Raw genomic sequence first — 17,044 nt, 5'->3', positions numbered from 1 at the left:
AGCGACGCATTTCCGCGGGGGACGTCGGAGGGGAGACGCCGTGCGCTGGCGCAGCTTCGTGGCGGTGGGCGACAGCTTCACCGAGGGCATGGACGACGCGTATCCGGACGGCAGCTACCGGGGCTGGGCCGATCTGGTCGCCACCCGGCTCGCCGCCGAGGCGGGTCCCCACTTCGGCTACGCCAACCTCGCCATCCGGGGCCGGCTGTTCCCGAACGTCGTGGCCGAGCAGGTGCCGTCCGCGCTGGCCATGAAGCCCGACCTGATCACGTTCGCGGCCGGCGGCAACGACGTGCTGCGCCGCGCCTTCGACCCGGGCGTCTTCGTCCCGCGATTCGACAAGGTGGTCGAGCGGCTGCGGGCCGGCGGCAGCGACGTGGTGCTGTTCCGGTTCGCCGACGTGATGGCCCGGCTGCCCGGGCAGCGGCTGGTGGCCCCCCGGGTGACGCTGCTCAACCGGGTGGTCGGCGAGGTCGCCGAGCGGCACGGGGCGATCCTGGTCGACCTCTACTCCGACGAGGCCTACCTCAACCCGATGCTCTGGAGCACCGACCGGCTGCATCTGTCGGCGGCCGGGCACCGGCGGGTCGCCGCGCAGGTGCTCTCCGCGCTCGGCGTGGGCTGCGACGAGGAGTGGCTGATGGTGCCGCCGCACCCGGCGCCCACCCCGTGGCTCTCCGCCCGCGCCGCCGACCTGCGCTGGGCCGGCCGGCACCTGGCCCCGTGGGTCAAGCGCCGGCTGACCGGCCGCTCCTCCGGCGACTTCGTCACCGCCAAGCGGCCGGTCCTCGGTCCGGTCGACGGCTGACCGGTGCGCACCGTCCACACCGCCGACCTGCTGCGGTTCACGCTCGACGACGAGCCCCACGCCGGGCTGGCGGTCCTGGTCGGCGGCGACCGCGTGGAGGCGGTCGCGCCACTCGACGAGCTGACCGCCGCGTACCCGGGGGTGCGGGTGCGACGGTGGGCCGGCACGCTCGGGCCGGCGCCGGTGCACGACGGCCCGCTGCCCCCGGCGCCGACTCCGCGCGAGCGGGTGCACGCGCTGTTCCGGCTCGGCGCCGCCGCGGTGCTCGACGCACACGTCACCGACCCGGCGCTGCGCGCCGCCGCCGCGCGCAACGAGGTGGCGGTCCTGCCCGCCGCCCGGCCGGCGGCACTGGTGGTCGGCGGCCGGGCCGACCTCGCGGTGTTCGACCCGGACGGCTCCTGCCGGGCCACCGTGGTCGCCGGCCGGCTGGTGCACCGTCGCTCCTGACCGCCGCCGAGGCGATCAGGAGAGCTGGAGCCAGCTCCGGTCCACCCCCCGACCGATGCCGAGGAACCACGACCGGCCGTGTTGGACCACGACCGTGCCGTCCGGCAGGACCCCCACCGACGTGCCGTTGTCCGAGGTCCGCAACGGCCCGCGCAGCTCGGGCACCTCGACGTAGCGACCGTCGGTGACGAAGCCCAACCCGCCGTACGCGCTGGTGACCACCAGCAGGCCGGCCCCGGGCGCGGCGACCCCTTCGGTGTCGGAGGGCAGGCTCGGCCCGGCCTGCCAGCGGTCGCCGGCCAGCCGCCACACCCCGCTCGGCTGTTCCGTCCGGACCAGCCAGACGTCCCGCCCGTCAGGTGCGAGCGCGAGCTGCCGGGCACCCGGGACCGCCGGCACCTTCCGCCAGGTGGTGCCCTGATCGGCGCTGGTCACCACGGTCAGCCGTGCACCGTCCCCGACGGTCAACCAGAGCCGGCCGTCGGCGCCCTCGACAAGGGCGTTCTCGGTGTCCGACCGGAGTGTGACCGGCGGCTGGTGGAAGTGCAGGCCGCCAGTCACCCGCAGCACGCGTTGCCGGTCGCAGTTCGACCGGACTCCGTCCGGGGGGCAGCCGAGGTAGAGCCCGCTCGGGGTGGCGAAGACGCGCCGGACCGCCGTCGGGAGCGCCTCGTACGGGTGGCTGGCGAAGCTGTTCCCGGCGTCGGTCGTGACGAGGTAGCCCGCGCGGGTCGTCACGGTCAGCGTGTCCGCGTCCACGGGCAGGAGCTGCACCTGGCCGTCCGGCACCGAGGGCAGGCCGGACCGCTGCCAGGTCACGCCGCCGTCCACGGTCCGGGCGACGGTACGCCGGCAACCGCTCGCGGACTCGTCGGCGTCGGCGCAGGTGTCGAAGAGTGCCCAGCCGGCGCGGGCGGAGACGAAGCGCAGGTCGGCCAACTCACCGGGCACCCCGGGCAGGGTGACCGTCCGGACGGTGAGCCTGCCGGTCGGACTCGGCGAGACCGACGGCGTCGGCTGCGGCTCCGGCCGGTCGGCGCGGTGGGCGACCGCGAACGCCGAGGCCGGCCCGGCCAGCGCCACCGCCAGCAGGCCGGCCAGCAGGCCGCGCCGCCGGCGGCGGCCCCGGATCCGGCGTTGCGCGTCGGCCACGCCCGGCGGCCGGAAGGTGGTCGCCGCGGCCGTCTCGAATTCGACGAACAGGTCATCCACGTCAGGCACGGCGCAGCTCCGATCCGGTCTCGGTGAGGTGGCCGGCGAGCGCGGCCCGCCCCCGGGACAGCCGGGAGCGCACGGTGCCCTCCGGCGCGCCGACCTGCGCGGCGATCTCGGCGACGCTCAGGTGGGCCAGGTGGTGCAGCACGATCGCGCGGCGCTGGTCGGCGGGCAGGGTGGCCAGCGCCTCCAGCAACACCACCCGGTCCGGCTCCGGGCCGGGCGTGTGTTCCTCCCGCTGCCGAGCCAGGTGCCGCACGGCGGTACGCATCCGGCGCAGCCGGCTGGTGGCCAGGTTCCAGGCCACCCGGCGGACGAACGCGGACGGGTCGTCGTACGCGGCGATGCGGGACCAGCGTTCCAGCGCTCGGCAGAACGCCTCCTGGGTCAGGTCCTGCGCCTCGCCGTGGTCGCCCAGGTACGCGTAGAGCTGCACCGCGATGCGGTGGAAGTGCGCCCGGTAGAACTCGGTGAAGTCCACCGGTGCGGTCCCGTCCCGGTGCGGCCGGGCCTGTTGCCGTGGAGTCATCGCGGTCCTCTGCGGTCGGCGGCGTTCGCAACTGTCACGTGCGACCGGCCGGATCCGCTGCATCCGATTCCCGCCGCCGCGCACCGGCGACCCGGCGTACCTTAGGGATCATGCCTGTGCCGAGCGATCCGCATCCCCGCCTCCAGTCGTACGCCGACCCGCAGCGCCTGGTCACCACCGAGTGGTTGGCCGAGCACCTGGGCGACGCCGGGCTCGTGGTGGTCGAGTCCGACGAGGACGTGCTCCTCTACGACACCGGCCACCTTCCCGGCGCCGTCAAGGTCGACTGGCACACCGAGCTGAACGACCAGGTCACCCGCGACTACCTGGATGCCGCGAGCTTCGCCGAGCTGTGCGCGGCCAAGGGCATCGGCCGTGACGACACGGTCGTCTTCTACGGCGACAACTTCAACTGGTGGGCCGCGTACGCCCTCTGGGTCTTCTCCCTCTTCGGCCACGCCGACGTGCGGCTGCTCGACGGCGGCCGGCAGAAGTGGATCGCCGAAGGTCGGGAGCTGACCCGCGACAAGGTGACCCGGCCCCGTGCCGACTACCCGGTGCCGCAGCGCAACGACGCGCCGATCCGGGCCTACCGGGAGCAGGTGATGGCGCACGTGGCGGCCGGCCGGCCACTTGTCGACGTGCGTTCGCCCGGCGAGTACACCGGCGAGATGCTGCACATGCCGGACTACCCGCAGGAGGGCGCGCTGCGCGGCGGGCACATCCCGGGCGCGGTGAGCAAGCCGTGGAAGTCGGCCGCGAACGACGACGGCACGTTCAAGTCCGCCGACGAGCTGCGGGCCGTCTACGCCGACCAGCTCGGGCTGAGTCCGGCCGACGACGTGGTGGCCTACTGCCGGATCGGCGAGCGGTCCAGCCACACCTGGTTCGTGCTGCACCACCTGCTCGGCTTCCCGCAGGTGCGTAACTACGACGGCTCGTGGACCGAGTGGGGCAACCTGGTCCGGGCGCCTGTCGTCAAGGGCGACCAGCCCGGCGGCCTGACCCGCTGAGCGTCCCGGCCGGTCCCGCCGCGAGGTGCGGACCGGCCGGTCAGCCGGCGGGGAGCGCCACCTGGCCCGGCACGTCGCGGGCCACCCAGGCCACCTCGCCGGTCTCCGGCCGCCAGCGGGCCAGTCCGCCGAGGTCGTAGCGGAACAGCACCGCGCCGTCGGCCGACCAGCCGAGCACCTCGCAGCACGCCTTCGCCAGGCCGTCGCGGCCCAGGTCGAGCAGGCGGGTCACCGCGCCGGTGCGGGCGTCCAGCACCGCGACCCCCTCGCCACCGCCCATGGTGCCGGTGGTGGTCCAGCCGGCCTGGGCGATCCGGTCGCCGCGCTGCCAGCCCCGCCCGTAGACCTCGTTCAGCCGGTTGCCCGGGGGCAGTTCGCCGGTGGTCACCGGCCGTCGCTCCGGCGTCCCGCCGCCGGCGGGGAACCGGCGTACGGCCAGGCTCTCCTCGGTGCCGCCGAGGGCGAGCAGGTCGCCGGCGCGGGTCGGCTCGGGCACGACGAGCCCCCACGGGTCGACCGGCAGTTTCCGGGCCTTCCCGGTGCGCCGGTCCACCTCGTACGTGGTGTCGTTGTCGCCGACGAGCAGCCGGTCGCCGGCCCAGACGACGTGTTCCAGGTAGCCCGGAAGCGGGTAGCGGCGGACCGCGGGGTCGGTCAGGTCGACCACGACCACCTCACCGGTCTGCGCGAAGGCGGCGGTCCGGCCGTCCGGTGACAGGCTGCCCGCCTTGAGCGGGATCGCCTGGTTGCCGTCGGCGTCCCGGGTGGGCTTCAGCGTGACCACGTCGAGGTCCCGGACCACGCCGTCGTCGCCGAGGACCCGGATCACGCCGGCCTCGCCGGTGTCCCGGTTGATCGGCTGGAGCAGCGCCAGCGCCCGTCCGACCGGCCGGGCGGAGAGCGGCGCGGCCACCCGGTCACCGATCCGGTCGAGCGGGTCGTCGAACCGGTCGAGCGTGGCCGGGGGCCGCTGCACCGGTGGCGCGCTGGTGGCCGGGCTCACCGTGGGGTGCGCCGGGGTGACCGGGTGCGGGCCGGCGCGGTGCAGGAGCGCGGTCGTACCGCCGCCGATCAGGGCGACCGCCACGGCGGCGGCGCCCGCGGCCCGGCGGGCGCGGCGGACCCGCCGGGCCCGCTCCCAGCCGGCGGTGGCCGGTCGGGTCGGCCGGACGTCCTCCGCCGCCCGAGTCAGCAGCCGGGTCAGTTGGGGTTCGTTCACGGCTTCGCCTCCATCCCGGTGACCAGGCCGTCGTCGGTGTCGCCGAGGTGGGGTGCCACCTCGCGGAGCCGGCGCAGTGCCGCGTGGCACTGACTCTTGACGGTGCCCACGGTGACGCCGAGCGCCTCGGCGGTCGCCACCTCGGTCAGGTCCTCGAAGTAGCGCAGCACCAGGACCGCCCGCTGGCGCGGTGGCAGGCGGTCGAGGGCGGCCCGTACGGTCAGCCGCAGCGCCTCGTCGGCGTCCGCGCCCGCCCGGTCCGGCGGGTACGCGCTGAGCCGTTCCCGCCGCCGGCGTCGCCACCAGGAGACCGCGTCGCGGTAGAGGATGGCGCGCACGTACGCGGCCGGGTCGCCGTCGCGCACCGCGGGCCAGCGCAGCGCCAGCTTCAGCAGCGCGTCCTGGAGCAGGTCCTCGGCCTGGTGGCGGTTGCCGCAGACCAGATACGCGGCGCGCAGCAGCCGATGCTGGTGCGCCTCGACGAAGGCGAGGTAGTCCGACCGCCCGTGATCCGCGGCACGCCCCATCCGGCTTCTCCCTCCGTCACCCGGCAGACGCCTGGGACGGTGGAAAAGGTTGGGTGAGGTAGCGCTGGATCGTCGGGCCGACCCATTCGGCCAGTTCGTCCGGGTCGAGTTCGACCACGGGGGGCAGCCGGATCACGTACCGGGTGAGGGCGAGGCCGAGGATCTGGCTGGCGACCAGGCCGGCCCGGCGGGCGGCGGTCCCCGGGTCGGCCCCGGAACGGGCCACCGCCGTGGCGAGCTGCCCGGCGAAGATGCCGCGCATCTGTTCGGCCGCGCCGGGGTTGGTGCTGGCGGCCCGGAGCAGGGCGACGAGCGTGCCGTCGGCCTCCCAGCGGCGCAGGAAGTGCCGGGCCAGCGTCTCGCCGAGCCGCTCGGTCGGGATCTGGGCCAGGTCGGGCAGGTGCAGGTCGAACTCGGCCGCCGCCGCGAACAGCCCCTCCTTGCTGCCGTAGTAGCGCATGACCATGGACGGGTCGATCTGGGCGTCGGCGGCCACCGCCCGGATGGTGGCCCGGTCGTAGCCGTCGGCGGCGAAGCGTTCCCGGGCGGCGCGCAGGATGGCGGCCCGGGTGGCGTCGGAGCGGCGGGTGCGGGCGGGCGGTCCGGTCATGTCCACGACTGTAGGCCAACAAGCGTTGACATCGACGTTAGTGTCGAGTCAACAAGCGTTGGCAAACAGTTGTTGACCAAACGGAGGTGGAGCGATGCTGCCCGAACACACGGACGTCCTGGTGGTCGGGGCCGGGCCGACCGGCCTGGCCGTGGCCGTCACCCTGGCCCGGCACGGGGTGACCACCACCGTGGTCGACCGGCTGGCCGAGCCGCCGATCACCTCGCGCGCCGCGGTGGTGCACGCCGGCACGCTCGAGGTGCTCGACCGGATCGGGGTCGCCGAACCGCTCGCCGACCGAGGGCTGCACTCGGCCCGGTTCACCGTCCGCGACCGGGACCGGCTGCTGGTCACCGTCCCCTTCGACCGGTTGCCGTCCCGCTACCCGTACGCGCTGCTGATCTCGCAGGCCGAGACCGAGGCGGTGCTCGCCGACCGCCTCTCCGCGCTCGGCGGGCGGGTGCTGCGGCCGTACGAGCTGACCGACCTCGACCTCGACGGCGCCGGCGCCACCGCCCGGTTCGCCGACGGCGGCACGGTCCGGGCCCGCTGGGTGGTCGGCGCGGACGGGATGCACAGCCGGGTCCGCGAACTGGCCGGCATCGGCTTCGGTGGCGCGGCCGACCCGGGCGAGTCGTTCCTGCTGGCCGACGTGCGGGTGGACAGCGTGCTCCCGCGCGACCAGGTCAACCTGTTCCTGTCGGGCGGAGGCCCGCTGGTCTGGGCGCCGCTTCCCGACGGCACGGTCCGGCTGGTCGCCACCGTCACCGACGCGCCGCGCGAGCCGCAGGCACGGCACTTCCAGGCGCTCCTCGACGAGCGGGGCCCGGCCCGGCGGCCGGACCGGGTCACCGGCATGGCGTGGGCGTCCCGGTTCCGGATCCACCACCGCATCGCCAGCAGCTACCGGTCCGGTCCGGTGCTGCTCGCCGGCGACGCGGCGCACGTGCACAGTCCGGCCGGCGGGCAGGGAATGAACCTCGGGTTGCGGGACGCGGTCGCCCTCGGCGACGCGCTCGCCGCGGGCACCGAGGCCCTCGACCGGTACGCGACGGAGCGCCGCCCGCTGGCCGAGGAGGTGCTCGGCTTCGCCGCCGGCCTCACCCGGCTCGCCGCCGCCCCGCCGCCCCTGCGCCCCCTGCGGAACCTCCTGCTCCGCACGGCCTCCGTGTTGCCTCCGGCCCGGCGACGGCTGGCGGTCCGGCTGGCCGGTTTCGAGCCCGCTCCGACCTCGTGACCCTCGCCGGTCTTGCGGTTGCGGCCCCCGTCCGGTCCGCTTTCTGCCGTTCCGCCCGGGCCGGCAGCGCAAGATCGGCGAGGAGGGGTGCGGGTGGGCCGCGAACCGACGGGTAACCATGGCTCCCTCACCTGGAAGGTGAGGTCTAGGCTGGCCCGGTGGCGGTGGAACAGCAGGCGCGGGGTGCGGCGGGCACGGCCCGGCGCCGGTCCCGGCGGGACGAGATCCTGGAGATCGCGGTCGGCCTCTTCGCGGCGCGGGGCTATCACGGGGTGTCGATGGATGACATCGGCGCGGCCGCGGGCGTCACCGGGCCGGCGCTCTACCACCACTTCGCCGGCAAGGAGGCGATGCTGGCGGCCGCGCTGATCCCGGTCAGCGAGGGGCTGCTCGCCGGCGGCCGGGAGCGTGCCGCCGACCACCCGGACGACCCGCGTGGCTCACTGGAGTCGCTGATCGACTTCCACGTCGAGTTCGCGCTGGCCAATCCGGCGGTGATCGCGCTGCACCTGCACGAGCTGGACCGTCTCCCGGAGGAGCCGCGCCGCCGGATCCGCCGGCTTCAGCGGATGTACGTCGAGGAGTGGGTCGTCGTGCTGACCGCGTTGCACCCGGGCCTGCCGGACGGCGCCGCGCGGGTGCTCGCCCACGCGGCGTTCGGCCTGATGAACTCCACCCCGTTCCTCGGCGGCGAGGTGGACCGCCGGCGCCGGGCCGAGCTGCTGCGCGGCGCGACCCTGGCGGCCCTCCTGGCCCCCACCGACCCCACCTGACCCGCCCCGCGCGCCTTAACACATGTTAAGAAGGGGCCCCGGCTATACATCAGGCGTTAAGAAGGGGCCCTTCCTTGCCGAACATGTTTGATTCGCTGCTGGTGGCCAATCGTGGGGAGATCGCGCGGCGGGTGATCCGCACGGCCCGTCGGCTCGGGATCCGGGCGATCGCGGTGCACTCGGAGGCCGACGCCGACCTGCCGTTCGTGACCGAGGCCGACGAGGCGGTCTGCGTCGGCCCGGCCAACCCGGCGCAGAGCTACCGGAACGTCGAGGCGATCCTCGCCGCCGCCCGGAGCACCGGCGCCCAGGCGATCCACCCCGGCTACGGCTTCCTGTCGGAGAACGCCGACTTCGCCCGTACCGTCGAGCAGGCCGGCCTGATCTGGGTCGGGCCCGGCGCGGACGCGATCACCGCGATGGGTGACAAGATCAACGCCCGCAACCTGATGGCGGCGGCCGGCGTTCCGGTCGCGCCCGGCACCACCGAGCCGGCGGCCGATCTGGACGCGGCCGTCACGGCCGCCGCCGGGATCGGCTACCCGGTGATGGTCAAGGCCGCGGCGGGCGGCGGCGGCATGGGCATGGGCGTGGCCGCCGACGAGGCCGGGCTACGCACCGAGTACGACAAGGTCCGCGCGTTCGCGGAGCGCATGTTCGGTGACGGCTCGGTGCTGATCGAGCGCTACTTCCCCCGGGTACGCCACGTCGAGGTGCAGATCCTCGGGCTGGCCGACGGCCGGGTGGTGGCGCTCGGCGAGCGCGAGTGCTCGGTGCAGCGACGCAACCAGAAGCTGGTCGAGGAGTCACCCTCCCCGGCGGTCTCCCCGGAGCTGCGGTCGCGGTTCCTGGCGGCGGCGGTCCGCGCGGGTGAGGCGGTCGGCTACCGCAACGCGGGCACGGTGGAGTGCCTGTTGGTCCCGCGCCAGCGGGACCTCGGGGATGGCAGCCCGGCCGCCGAAGAATTCTTCTTCCTGGAGATGAACACGCGGCTGCAGGTCGAGCACCCGGTCACCGAGTACGTCTACGGCGTCGACCTGGTCGAGGAGCAACTGCGGGTGGCGGCCGGGCTGGCGCCGACGTTCGACCCGGACGCGCTCACCCCGCGTGGGCACGCGATCGAGCTGCGGGTCAACGCCGAGGACCCGAAGCGCTTCCTGCCCGGCCCGGGCGCGATCCGGACCTGGGTGGAGCCGACCGGCGAGGGCGTCCGGGTGGACTCCGGCTACGTCGAGGGCAACACGGTCACCCCGTTCTACGACAGCCTGCTGGCCAAGCTGATCGTCAGCGGCGCCACCCGGGAGGAGGCCGTGGAGCGCGCCCGGGCGGCGGTGGCGGCGTTCGAGATCGCCGGGCCGAAGAACAACCTGCCGTTCTTCGCCGAGCTGCTGGAGAACCCGGAGTTCCTCTCCGGCGACTACGACACCGGCATCGTCGGCCGGATGCGCTGACCCGACCGCTCGACCCAAGTGAGGTGAATCTGATGGCGGAACTGCCGAGCTCCGTGAGCATCCGTGAGGTCGGTCCGCGGGACGGGCTCCAGAACGAGGAGCCGATCCCGACCGACGCCAAGGTGCGGCTGCTCGACGCGCTGTCCCGGACCGGGGTGCGGCGCATCGAGGCCGTCTCCTTCGTCCACCCGAAGGCGATCCCGCAGATGGCCGACGCCGACGAGGTGTGGCAGCGGGCGGAGAAGGTGGCCGGGGTGCGCTACTCGGCCCTGGTGCCGAACACCCGGGGCGCGCAGCGGGCCCTGGCCGCCGGATTCACCGAGATCGAGGTGGTGGTGTCGGCAAGCGACACGCACAACCGGCGCAACGTCAACCGCTCGACCGAGGAGTCGCTGGACGACATCGCCGAGCTGATCGACCTGCTGCACGGCGCGGGCGCGACCGCCGAGGTGATCGTGGCGACCAGCTTCGGCTGCCCCTACGAGGGGGACGTCGACCCGCGGCGGGTCGCCGCGATCGTCGACCGGGTCGCCCGCGACGGCGCGGACCGGGTCGCGTTCGGCGACACCACCGGCATGGGTACGCCCCGGCGGGTCCGCGAGCTGGTGACCGCGGTCCGCGACCGCAACGCCCACCTGCCGGTGCTGCTGCACTTCCACAACACCCGGGGCACCGCCCTGGCCAACATGCTCACCGCGATGGAGTTGGGCGTCACCGAGTTCGACGCCAGCGTCGGTGGCCTCGGCGGCTGCCCGTACGCCCCGGGCGCCAGCGGCAACCTGGCCACCGAGGAGGCGGTGCACATGCTGCACGACATGGGGGTCGACACCGGCATCGACCTGGACGCCCTGATCGGGGCGGCGGAGCTGGCCGAGCGGCTGGTCGGCAAGAAGCTCCCCTCCGGCGTGCTGCGCGCCGGCCCCCGTACCCGCCTCACCCCGATGCCGGGCTGACCTCGCCGGTCCGCTCCCTCCGGGGTCGCCGGAGGGGGCGGGGGTGGGGTAGCCTAACGATCGTTCAGGTCGGTGGGGTGGCGAGGGAGTCGGCGTGACGCTCGACGGTGAGGCTCTGGAGCAGCTGCGAAAACGTGCCCGTGCCGGCGGTGCGGACAAATACCACGCGGCCAACGCGGCCAAGGGCAAACTCTTCGCCCGCGAGCGGGTGGCGCACCTGGTCGACGAGGGCTCCTTCGTCGAGGACGGGCTCTACGCCAACGCCATGGCCGACGGTCTGCCCGCCGACGGGGTGGTGACCGGCACCGCGACCATCGACGGCCGGCCGGTCTGCCTGATGGCGAACGACTCCACGGTGAAGGCCGGGAGCTGGGGCGCCCGCACCGTCGAGAAGATCATCCGGATCATCGAGCGGGCCTACTCGACCCGCGTCCCGATGGTCTATCTGGTCGACTCCGCCGGCGCCCGGATCACCGACCAGGTCGACCTCTTCCCCGGCCGGCGTGGCGCCGGGAAGATCTTCTGGAACCAGGTCCGGGCCTCCGGCGCGATTCCGCAGGTCTGCGCGCTCTTCGGGCCGAGCGCGGCCGGCGGGGCGTACATTCCGGCGTTCTGCGACGTGGTGGCCATGGTGGACGGCAACGCCAGCATGTATCTCGGCTCCGACCGGATGGTCGAGATGGTCACCGGCGAGAAGACCACGCTGGAGGCGATGGGCGGGGCCAAGGTGCACTGCACCGAGTCCGGCGTGGGCCACTTCCTCTGCAAGACCGAGACCGACGCGCTCGACGTGGTGCGGACCTACCTGTCCTACCTGCCGGCCAACTGGACCGAGACGCCGCCGGCCGCCGAGGCGCGGCCCGCGCCGGAGAAGGCCGACCTGGCCGCGCTGGTCCCGGCCAGCGAGCGGCAGGCGTTCGACATGCGCCGGTACGTCAAGGGCCTGGTCGACGAGGGCAGCTTCTTCGAGATCCAGGCGCTCTGGGCCAAGGAGCTGACCATCGGCTTCGGCCGGCTGAACGGCGAGGTCGTCGGCGTGGTCGGCAACAACTCGATGTTCAAGGGCGGTGTGCTCTTCGTCGACTCGGCCGACAAGGCGACCCGCTTCGTGCAGCTCTGCGACGCGTTCAACGTGCCGTTGCTGTTCCTCAGCGACGTGCCGGGCTTCATGGTCGGCAGCGCGGTGGAGAAGCAGGGCATCATCCGGCACGGCGCGAAGATGATCACGGCGATCTCCGAGGCGACCGTGCCGAAGATCTGCGTGGTGGTCCGCAAGGCGTACGGCGCGGGTCTCTACGCGATGGCCGGCCCCGGCTTCGAGCCCGACGCCACCATCGCGCTGCCCACCGCGAAGATCGCGGTGATGGGCGCCGAGGCCGCGGTCAACGCCGTCTACGCCAACAAGATCGCCGCGATCGAGGACGAGACCGAGCGCGCCGCGTTCGTCGCCGCGAAGCGCGAGGAGTACGAGCGCGACATCGACGTGGTCCGGCTCGCCAGCGAGCTGGTGGTGGACGCGATCGTCGAGCCGCACGAGCTGCGCGCCGAGCTGGTGCGCCGGTTCGCCGCCGCCCGCACCAAGAACCGCGAGTTCTCCCACCGTCGCCACGGCGTCACCCCCGTCTGACCGGTAAGGAAGGGCCCCCGCTCAACGCCTGGTGCATAGGAAGGGGCCCCTCCTGACGCTTCAGCCGCTCCCGGCGTCACGAGCGCCCGGCGGCCCGTCCCTTCCAGGAGGATCGACATGGACTTCCGGCTCGACGAGGAGCAGCAGGCGCTGCGGGAGAGCGTTCGGGACTTCGCCCGTGAGGTGGTCGCCCCGGTGATCGGCGAGCACTACGAGAAGCACACCTTCCCTTACGAGATCATCCGGCAGATGGGCAAGATGGGCCTGTTCGGCCTGCCCTTCGCCGAGGAGCACGGCGGCATGGGCGGCAACTACTTCGCGCTCTGCCTGGCCCTGGAGGAGCTGGCCCGGGTCGACTCCAGCGTGGCCATCACGCTGGAGGCGGCGGTCTCGCTCGGCGCGATGCCGATTTACCGCTTCGGCACCGAGGAGCAGAAGGCGCAGTGGTTGCCGAAACTGCTCAGCGGTGAGGCGCTGGCCGGCTTCGGGCTGACCGAGCCGGGCACCGGCTCGGACGCGGCCGGCACCCGGACGCGTGCGGTCCTGGACGGCGACGAGTGGGTGATCAACGGTTCGAAGGCGTTCATCACCAACTCCGGCACCGACATCACCGCGCTGGTCACCGTCACCGCGGTCACCGGCACCAGGCCGGACGGCAGCAAGGAGCTGTCCACCATCATCGTGCCGTCCGGCACGCCCGGCTTCACGGTCGCGCCGGGCTACTCGAAGGTCGGCTGGACCGCCTCGGACACCCACGAGCTGACCTTCGACGACTGCCGGGTGCCGGCGGCCAACCTGCTCGGCGAGCGCGGCCGGGGCTTCGCCCAGTTCCTGCGCATCCTGGACGAAGGCCGGATCGCCATCGCGGCGCTGGCCGTCGGCCTGGCCCAGGGCTGCGTCGACGAGTCGATCAAGTACGCGAAGGAGCGCCAGGCGTTCGGCCAGCCGATCGGCAACTACCAGGCGATCCAGTTCAAGATCGCCGACATGGAGCTGAAGGCGCACACCGCCCGGCTGGCCTACTACGACGCGGCCGCCCGGATGCTGGCCGGCGAGCCGTTCAAGCGGCAGGCGGCGATCGCCAAGTTGCACGCCAGCACCGTCGCGGTGGACAACGCCCGGGAGGCGACCCAGATCCACGGCGGGTACGGCTTCATGAACGAGTACCCGGTCGCCCGCTTCTGGCGCGACTCCAAGATCCTGGAGATCGGCGAGGGCACCAGCGAGGTGCAGCGCATGATCATCGCGCGCGACCTCGGTATGTGAACGACACCCGCCTCGACCGTCTGTCGGATATCGGCGTCGTACGGTCGGGTGGTTGACGATCGGCTGTGGAGCGTCGGATCCCCTCCGTACTCTACGTGCCCATGACTCCCGATCATGATCGTTCGCGGAGCCCGGGTGACCGGACGCCGCTGTCCGATCTGTTGCGCGGGCACCGGCTCGTCGCCGGCCTGACCCAGGCCGAGCTGGCCGACCGGGCGGGCGTGGGCGTGCGGACCGTCCGCGATCTGGAGCGGGGCCGCGCGACCCGGCCCCAACGCACCACGGTCGACCTGCTCGCCGACGCGCTGGACCTGACCGGCGCCTCGCGGCGGGAGTTCGTCGCCACCGCCCGGCCCACGCCGGCCGCCGCGCCGGTCGAGGCCGCACCCGATCCGGGTACGCCGATCGCGCTGCCCCAGCCCGTACCGCTGCTCGGCCGGGAGGGCGACGCGGCCGAGGTGTCCGCCCTGCTCGACGCGCATCCGGTGGTGAGCCTGGTCGGGCTGGCCGGGGTCGGCAAGACCGCGCTCGCGCTCACCGTCGCCCACGCGGTCGCGGCCCGGCACCCGGCCGGCGTGGCCGGGGTGCTGATCGGCGAGGGCTCGGACGCCGCCGACGTGCTCGCCGCCTCGACGTCGGTGTTCGGCGTGAGCCGCCTCGCGGACCTCTCCTGCCGGCTCGCCGGCCGGCCGGCGTTGCTGCTGGTCGACGCCGTCGACCGGGCGCCCGGGCCGGTGGCCGAGGCGCTGCGGTCCCTGACCGACGCCGTGCCGAGCCTGCGGGTGCTGGTGACCGGCCGCCGGCCGGTCGGGCTTTCCGGCGAGCTGGTCCGGCCGGTGGCGCCGCTCGACGTGCCGCCGGCCGGCGTGGAGCCGGCCGACCGGGCCGAGCTGGACCACTGGCCCGCCGCGGCGCTCTTCGCCGCCCGGTTCACCCAGGCCCGGCACGCGCCGCCCACCCGGGCCGAGCTGCCGGCGCTCGCCGCGCTGGTCCGCCGCCTCGGCGGGCTGCCCCTGGCCATCGAGCTGATGGCCGCGCGGGGCCGCATCCTCGACGTCACCGAGTTGCTGGACCGGTACGGCGATCGCGTCCTCGACCTGGCCGGCGTACGTCCCGGCTGGGAGCCCGCCGGTCCGGTCGCCGGCTCGGTGACGTTGCGGGAGGCGGTGGCGACCAGCTACCACCTGCTCGCCCCCGCCGAGCGTGCCGCGCTGCGCCGGCTCTCCGCGTTCCGCAACCGCTGGTCGGTCGAGCTGGCCGAGGAACTGCTCGCCGACGGCGGCCACCGGTGGGACGCGGTCCCGCTGCTGGACCGGCTGCGGGAGCTGGGCCTGCTCAGCGTCCGGGGCGCCGGCCCGTTCCGGTTCCGGCTGCTGGACGCGGTTCGCGACTTCGCGGCCGAGCAGGCCGATCTGGAGCTCGAAACGGCGGGTATCCGGCTGCGACATGCCTCGGTGATCGCCGGGCTGGTCCGGCGCACCGCGCCCGGCCTGGTCGGTGCGGAGCTGCCGGGCACGGTGCACCTGCTCGACGAGGCGACCGGGGACATCAGCGCCGCGCTGGCGTACGCCGCCGAGGACGCGCCGGCGATCGCGCTGCTGCTGGCTGCCGCGCTGCCCCGGTGGTGGCGGCTGCGGGGGCGGGACGTCTCGGGTCGCCGGTGGCTGGGCCGGCTGCTGGCCGACCCGCGTACCGCCGGCGCGCCGCCGGTGCTGCGGGCCTGGGCGCTGCTCGGCTCGGTCCGGCTGGCCGCCGAGCACGGGGCGGGGCCGGAGGAATTGCCGGCGGCGCGGGCCGCGCTGGCCGTCTTCGCCGCGGCCGGCGACGTGACCGGGGAGTTGTCCGCCCGGTCGGTGCTCTGCGCGGTGCTGCGCGGGCTCGGCGCGCACGCCGAGGCCCGGGAGCAGGCCGACGCGGCGCTGGCGCTGGCCACCCGGCACGGCCGGGTACGCGAGATGGCGGTCGCCCAGCACCACCTGACCTGGCACGACGTACGCGTGGGGGAGCTGGCCGGTGGCCGGCGGCGGCTGGCCACGGTCGACCGGTTGGCCGCGCAGTGCGGCGATCAGCGGCTCCGGCTGCTGGCGCGGGCCGACCTGGCCGAGCTGACCCGGCTGGAGGGCCGTTACGCCGAGGCGGCCGAGCAGGGGCGGCGGGCGGCGGCCGCGCTCGTCGAGTTGGGTGATCCGGGTCGGCGCCGCCGGACGATCGGCAGCGTCGGGCTGGCGCTCGCGCTCCAGGGGCGGGACGACGAGGCGCTGGCGGTGGTGGCCGAGCTGTGGCCGTCGGGCCCGGTGCCCGGCCCGCGCCGGCCGCCGGCGGCTGAGCGGTGGGATCCGCCCGGTGCGGGCCGGGACGCCGAGGACGCGCTCCGTGGGCTGATCGAGGGCCAGGTGGCGTTGAACCGGGGAGATCGGGAGTTGGCGGCGGAGTGGTTCGCCGCGGCGGCCGAGGTCGCAGGCGGCGCGGACCGGCGGGACCTGGTCGAGGCGCTGGTGGGGCTGGCTGCCAGCACCGGGGAGACCGCCGTGCTGGATCGGCTGGAGCGGGCGCGGCAGGTCACCGGCGTCAGCCTGCTGCCCCGGGAGGAGGAACTGCTCTACTCGCTGGTGGCGCAGCGGGATCGCGCACGGCCGGCCTGAGCGGAGCCGACGGGGCGAAGGAGGGCGCGGGGGTGGCGCGAGCGAAGTAGCCCCCTGGTGCTGCCCCTCGCTCCACGCTCGCGCCAGCACCCCCCGGTGCCCCCCGCATTCGGCAGCCTATCCAGGCGCGCCGAGCGTCTTATCCGGTTTTGTCGTCTTTTGTCCCTAGGTGGGGACGGTTCTGCCGGTCGTTCTGCCGGTGACTCGCGAGTAGGCGACCGGCTCAGCAGGCGGCGCTGCCGGCCGGTTCCGTGCTGCCGGCGGTGGCGCCCGGGTGGACCGCGTCCCGAACGCGGCGCAGCCCGTCCAGGAGCCCGGCCAGCTCGGCCGGGCCGAGCTGGCCGGTGAACCACTGCTCGATGATCTTCAGGTGGCCGGGGAGGATCTCGTCCAGCCGACCCAGGCCCGAGGCGGTGACCACCGCGAAGGAGCTGCGCCGGTCCGACGGGCAGGCCCGGCGGCGGATCAGGCCGTCGCGCTCCATCCGGTCGACCACCCGGGTGACGCCGCTGGTGGAGAGCGAGGTCTGCGCCGCGAGGTCGGTCATCCGCAGTTGGTTGTTGGGTGAGCGGGCGAGCCGGGTGAGCACCTCGAACTCGACCGGGGAGAGCCCGTGCTCCTCGAACTGGGCGGCGAACCGGGCGGAGAGCCCGGCGTGCGCCTCGTAGAGGAGGCCGACGGCGGTGATCCGGGGGTCGTCGAACACGTTCTGATCCACGCCACC

General features: G+C 74.4%; 16 protein-coding genes. 10 read left to right on the top strand and 6 right to left on the bottom strand.

The features are described from left to right. Positions 1 to 40 precede the first annotated feature (40 nt). The gene (locus ACGFI2_RS14015) at positions 41 to 808 is read left to right on the top strand and encodes an SGNH/GDSL hydrolase family protein (RefSeq protein WP_393515739.1); all 768 of its coding nucleotides are present in this window, start codon (positions 41 to 43) and stop codon (positions 806 to 808) included. A gap of 3 nt (positions 809 to 811) precedes the next feature. Continuing rightward, positions 812 to 1,258: a hypothetical protein gene (locus tag ACGFI2_RS14010; protein ID WP_393515736.1), complete on the top strand. Its 447-nt coding sequence runs from the start codon at positions 812 to 814 to the stop codon at positions 1,256 to 1,258. Between the two features lie 15 nt (positions 1,259 to 1,273). Here ACGFI2_RS14010 and cwsA read toward each other — a convergent pair whose 3' ends face one another. Both cwsA and ACGFI2_RS14000 read right to left on the bottom strand, forming a co-directional pair. Then, on the bottom strand, positions 1,274 to 2,479 hold the full coding sequence (gene cwsA, locus ACGFI2_RS14005) for a cell wall synthesis protein CwsA (protein ID WP_393515733.1): 1,206 nt from the start codon (positions 2,477 to 2,479) through the stop codon (positions 1,274 to 1,276). Further along, complete coding sequence (locus tag ACGFI2_RS14000) at positions 2,472 to 3,002, bottom strand: SigE family RNA polymerase sigma factor (RefSeq protein WP_393515730.1); 531 nt, start codon at positions 3,000 to 3,002, stop codon at positions 2,472 to 2,474. The genes cwsA and ACGFI2_RS14000 overlap by 8 nt, the downstream gene beginning before the upstream one ends. A gap of 110 nt (positions 3,003 to 3,112) precedes the next feature. Here ACGFI2_RS14000 and ACGFI2_RS13995 point away from each other — a divergent pair, with 110 nt between their 5' ends. Beyond that, positions 3,113 to 4,015 carry a sulfurtransferase gene (locus ACGFI2_RS13995; protein ID WP_393515727.1) on the top strand — a complete coding sequence of 301 codons (903 nt, stop codon included), beginning with the start codon at positions 3,113 to 3,115 and terminating at the stop codon, positions 4,013 to 4,015. A gap of 40 nt (positions 4,016 to 4,055) precedes the next feature. Here the strand turns inward: ACGFI2_RS13995 and ACGFI2_RS13990 are convergent, their stop codons facing one another. The 3 genes from ACGFI2_RS13990 to ACGFI2_RS13980 are packed head-to-tail and all read right to left on the bottom strand — an operon-like array spanning position 4,056 to position 6,371. Then, complete coding sequence (locus tag ACGFI2_RS13990; protein ID WP_393515724.1) at positions 4,056 to 5,234, bottom strand: hypothetical protein; 1,179 nt, start codon at positions 5,232 to 5,234, stop codon at positions 4,056 to 4,058. Further along, the gene (locus ACGFI2_RS13985; RefSeq protein ID WP_393515721.1) at positions 5,231 to 5,761 is read right to left on the bottom strand and encodes a SigE family RNA polymerase sigma factor; all 531 of its coding nucleotides are present in this window, start codon (positions 5,759 to 5,761) and stop codon (positions 5,231 to 5,233) included. The genes ACGFI2_RS13990 and ACGFI2_RS13985 overlap by 4 nt, the downstream gene beginning before the upstream one ends. Before the next feature lie 16 nt (positions 5,762 to 5,777). Then, complete coding sequence (locus ACGFI2_RS13980) at positions 5,778 to 6,371, bottom strand: TetR family transcriptional regulator (protein ID WP_393515718.1); 594 nt, start codon at positions 6,369 to 6,371, stop codon at positions 5,778 to 5,780. A 94-nt stretch (positions 6,372 to 6,465) separates the two neighbouring features. On the opposite strand from ACGFI2_RS13980, the gene ACGFI2_RS13975 reads away from it, so the two are divergent. The 7 genes from ACGFI2_RS13975 (at position 6,466) to ACGFI2_RS13945 (ending at position 16,320) form a co-directional block, all read left to right on the top strand. Continuing rightward, positions 6,466 to 7,608: an FAD-dependent monooxygenase gene (locus tag ACGFI2_RS13975; RefSeq protein WP_393515715.1), complete on the top strand. Its 1,143-nt coding sequence runs from the start codon at positions 6,466 to 6,468 to the stop codon at positions 7,606 to 7,608. 158 nt (positions 7,609 to 7,766) lie between these two features. Continuing rightward, positions 7,767 to 8,381: a TetR/AcrR family transcriptional regulator gene (locus tag ACGFI2_RS13970; protein ID WP_393515712.1), complete on the top strand. Its 615-nt coding sequence runs from the start codon at positions 7,767 to 7,769 to the stop codon at positions 8,379 to 8,381. 83 nt (positions 8,382 to 8,464) lie between these two features. Next, positions 8,465 to 9,832: an acetyl/propionyl/methylcrotonyl-CoA carboxylase subunit alpha gene (locus tag ACGFI2_RS13965; protein WP_393515709.1), complete on the top strand. Its 1,368-nt coding sequence runs from the start codon at positions 8,465 to 8,467 to the stop codon at positions 9,830 to 9,832. Positions 9,833 to 9,864: 32 nt separating this feature from the next. Next, entirely contained in the window at positions 9,865 to 10,785 is a 921-nt protein-coding gene (locus ACGFI2_RS13960) for a hydroxymethylglutaryl-CoA lyase (protein ID WP_393515706.1), read from the top strand. A 94-nt stretch (positions 10,786 to 10,879) separates the two neighbouring features. Then, positions 10,880 to 12,412, top strand: coding sequence for an acyl-CoA carboxylase subunit beta (locus ACGFI2_RS13955; RefSeq protein WP_393515703.1), 1,533 nt, complete (start codon positions 10,880 to 10,882; stop codon positions 12,410 to 12,412). A 117-nt stretch (positions 12,413 to 12,529) separates the two neighbouring features. Next, positions 12,530 to 13,678: an acyl-CoA dehydrogenase family protein gene (locus ACGFI2_RS13950; RefSeq protein ID WP_393515700.1), complete on the top strand. Its 1,149-nt coding sequence runs from the start codon at positions 12,530 to 12,532 to the stop codon at positions 13,676 to 13,678. 101 nt (positions 13,679 to 13,779) lie between these two features. Next, on the top strand, positions 13,780 to 16,320 hold the full coding sequence (locus ACGFI2_RS13945) for an ATP-binding protein (RefSeq protein WP_393515697.1): 2,541 nt from the start codon (positions 13,780 to 13,782) through the stop codon (positions 16,318 to 16,320). A gap of 223 nt (positions 16,321 to 16,543) precedes the next feature. Here ACGFI2_RS13945 and ACGFI2_RS13940 read toward each other — a convergent pair whose 3' ends face one another. Further along, the gene (locus ACGFI2_RS13940; RefSeq protein ID WP_393515694.1) at positions 16,544 to 17,038 is read right to left on the bottom strand and encodes a MarR family winged helix-turn-helix transcriptional regulator; all 495 of its coding nucleotides are present in this window, start codon (positions 17,036 to 17,038) and stop codon (positions 16,544 to 16,546) included. Between the last annotated feature and the right edge of the window lie 6 nt (positions 17,039 to 17,044).

The organism is Micromonospora sp. NPDC049282, assembly GCF_043197045.1.
Lineage (GTDB): Bacteria > Actinomycetota > Actinomycetes > Mycobacteriales > Micromonosporaceae > Micromonospora.
The sequence above is the reverse complement of the archived record's forward strand: the minus strand, read 5'-3'. Positions and strand labels throughout refer to the sequence as shown.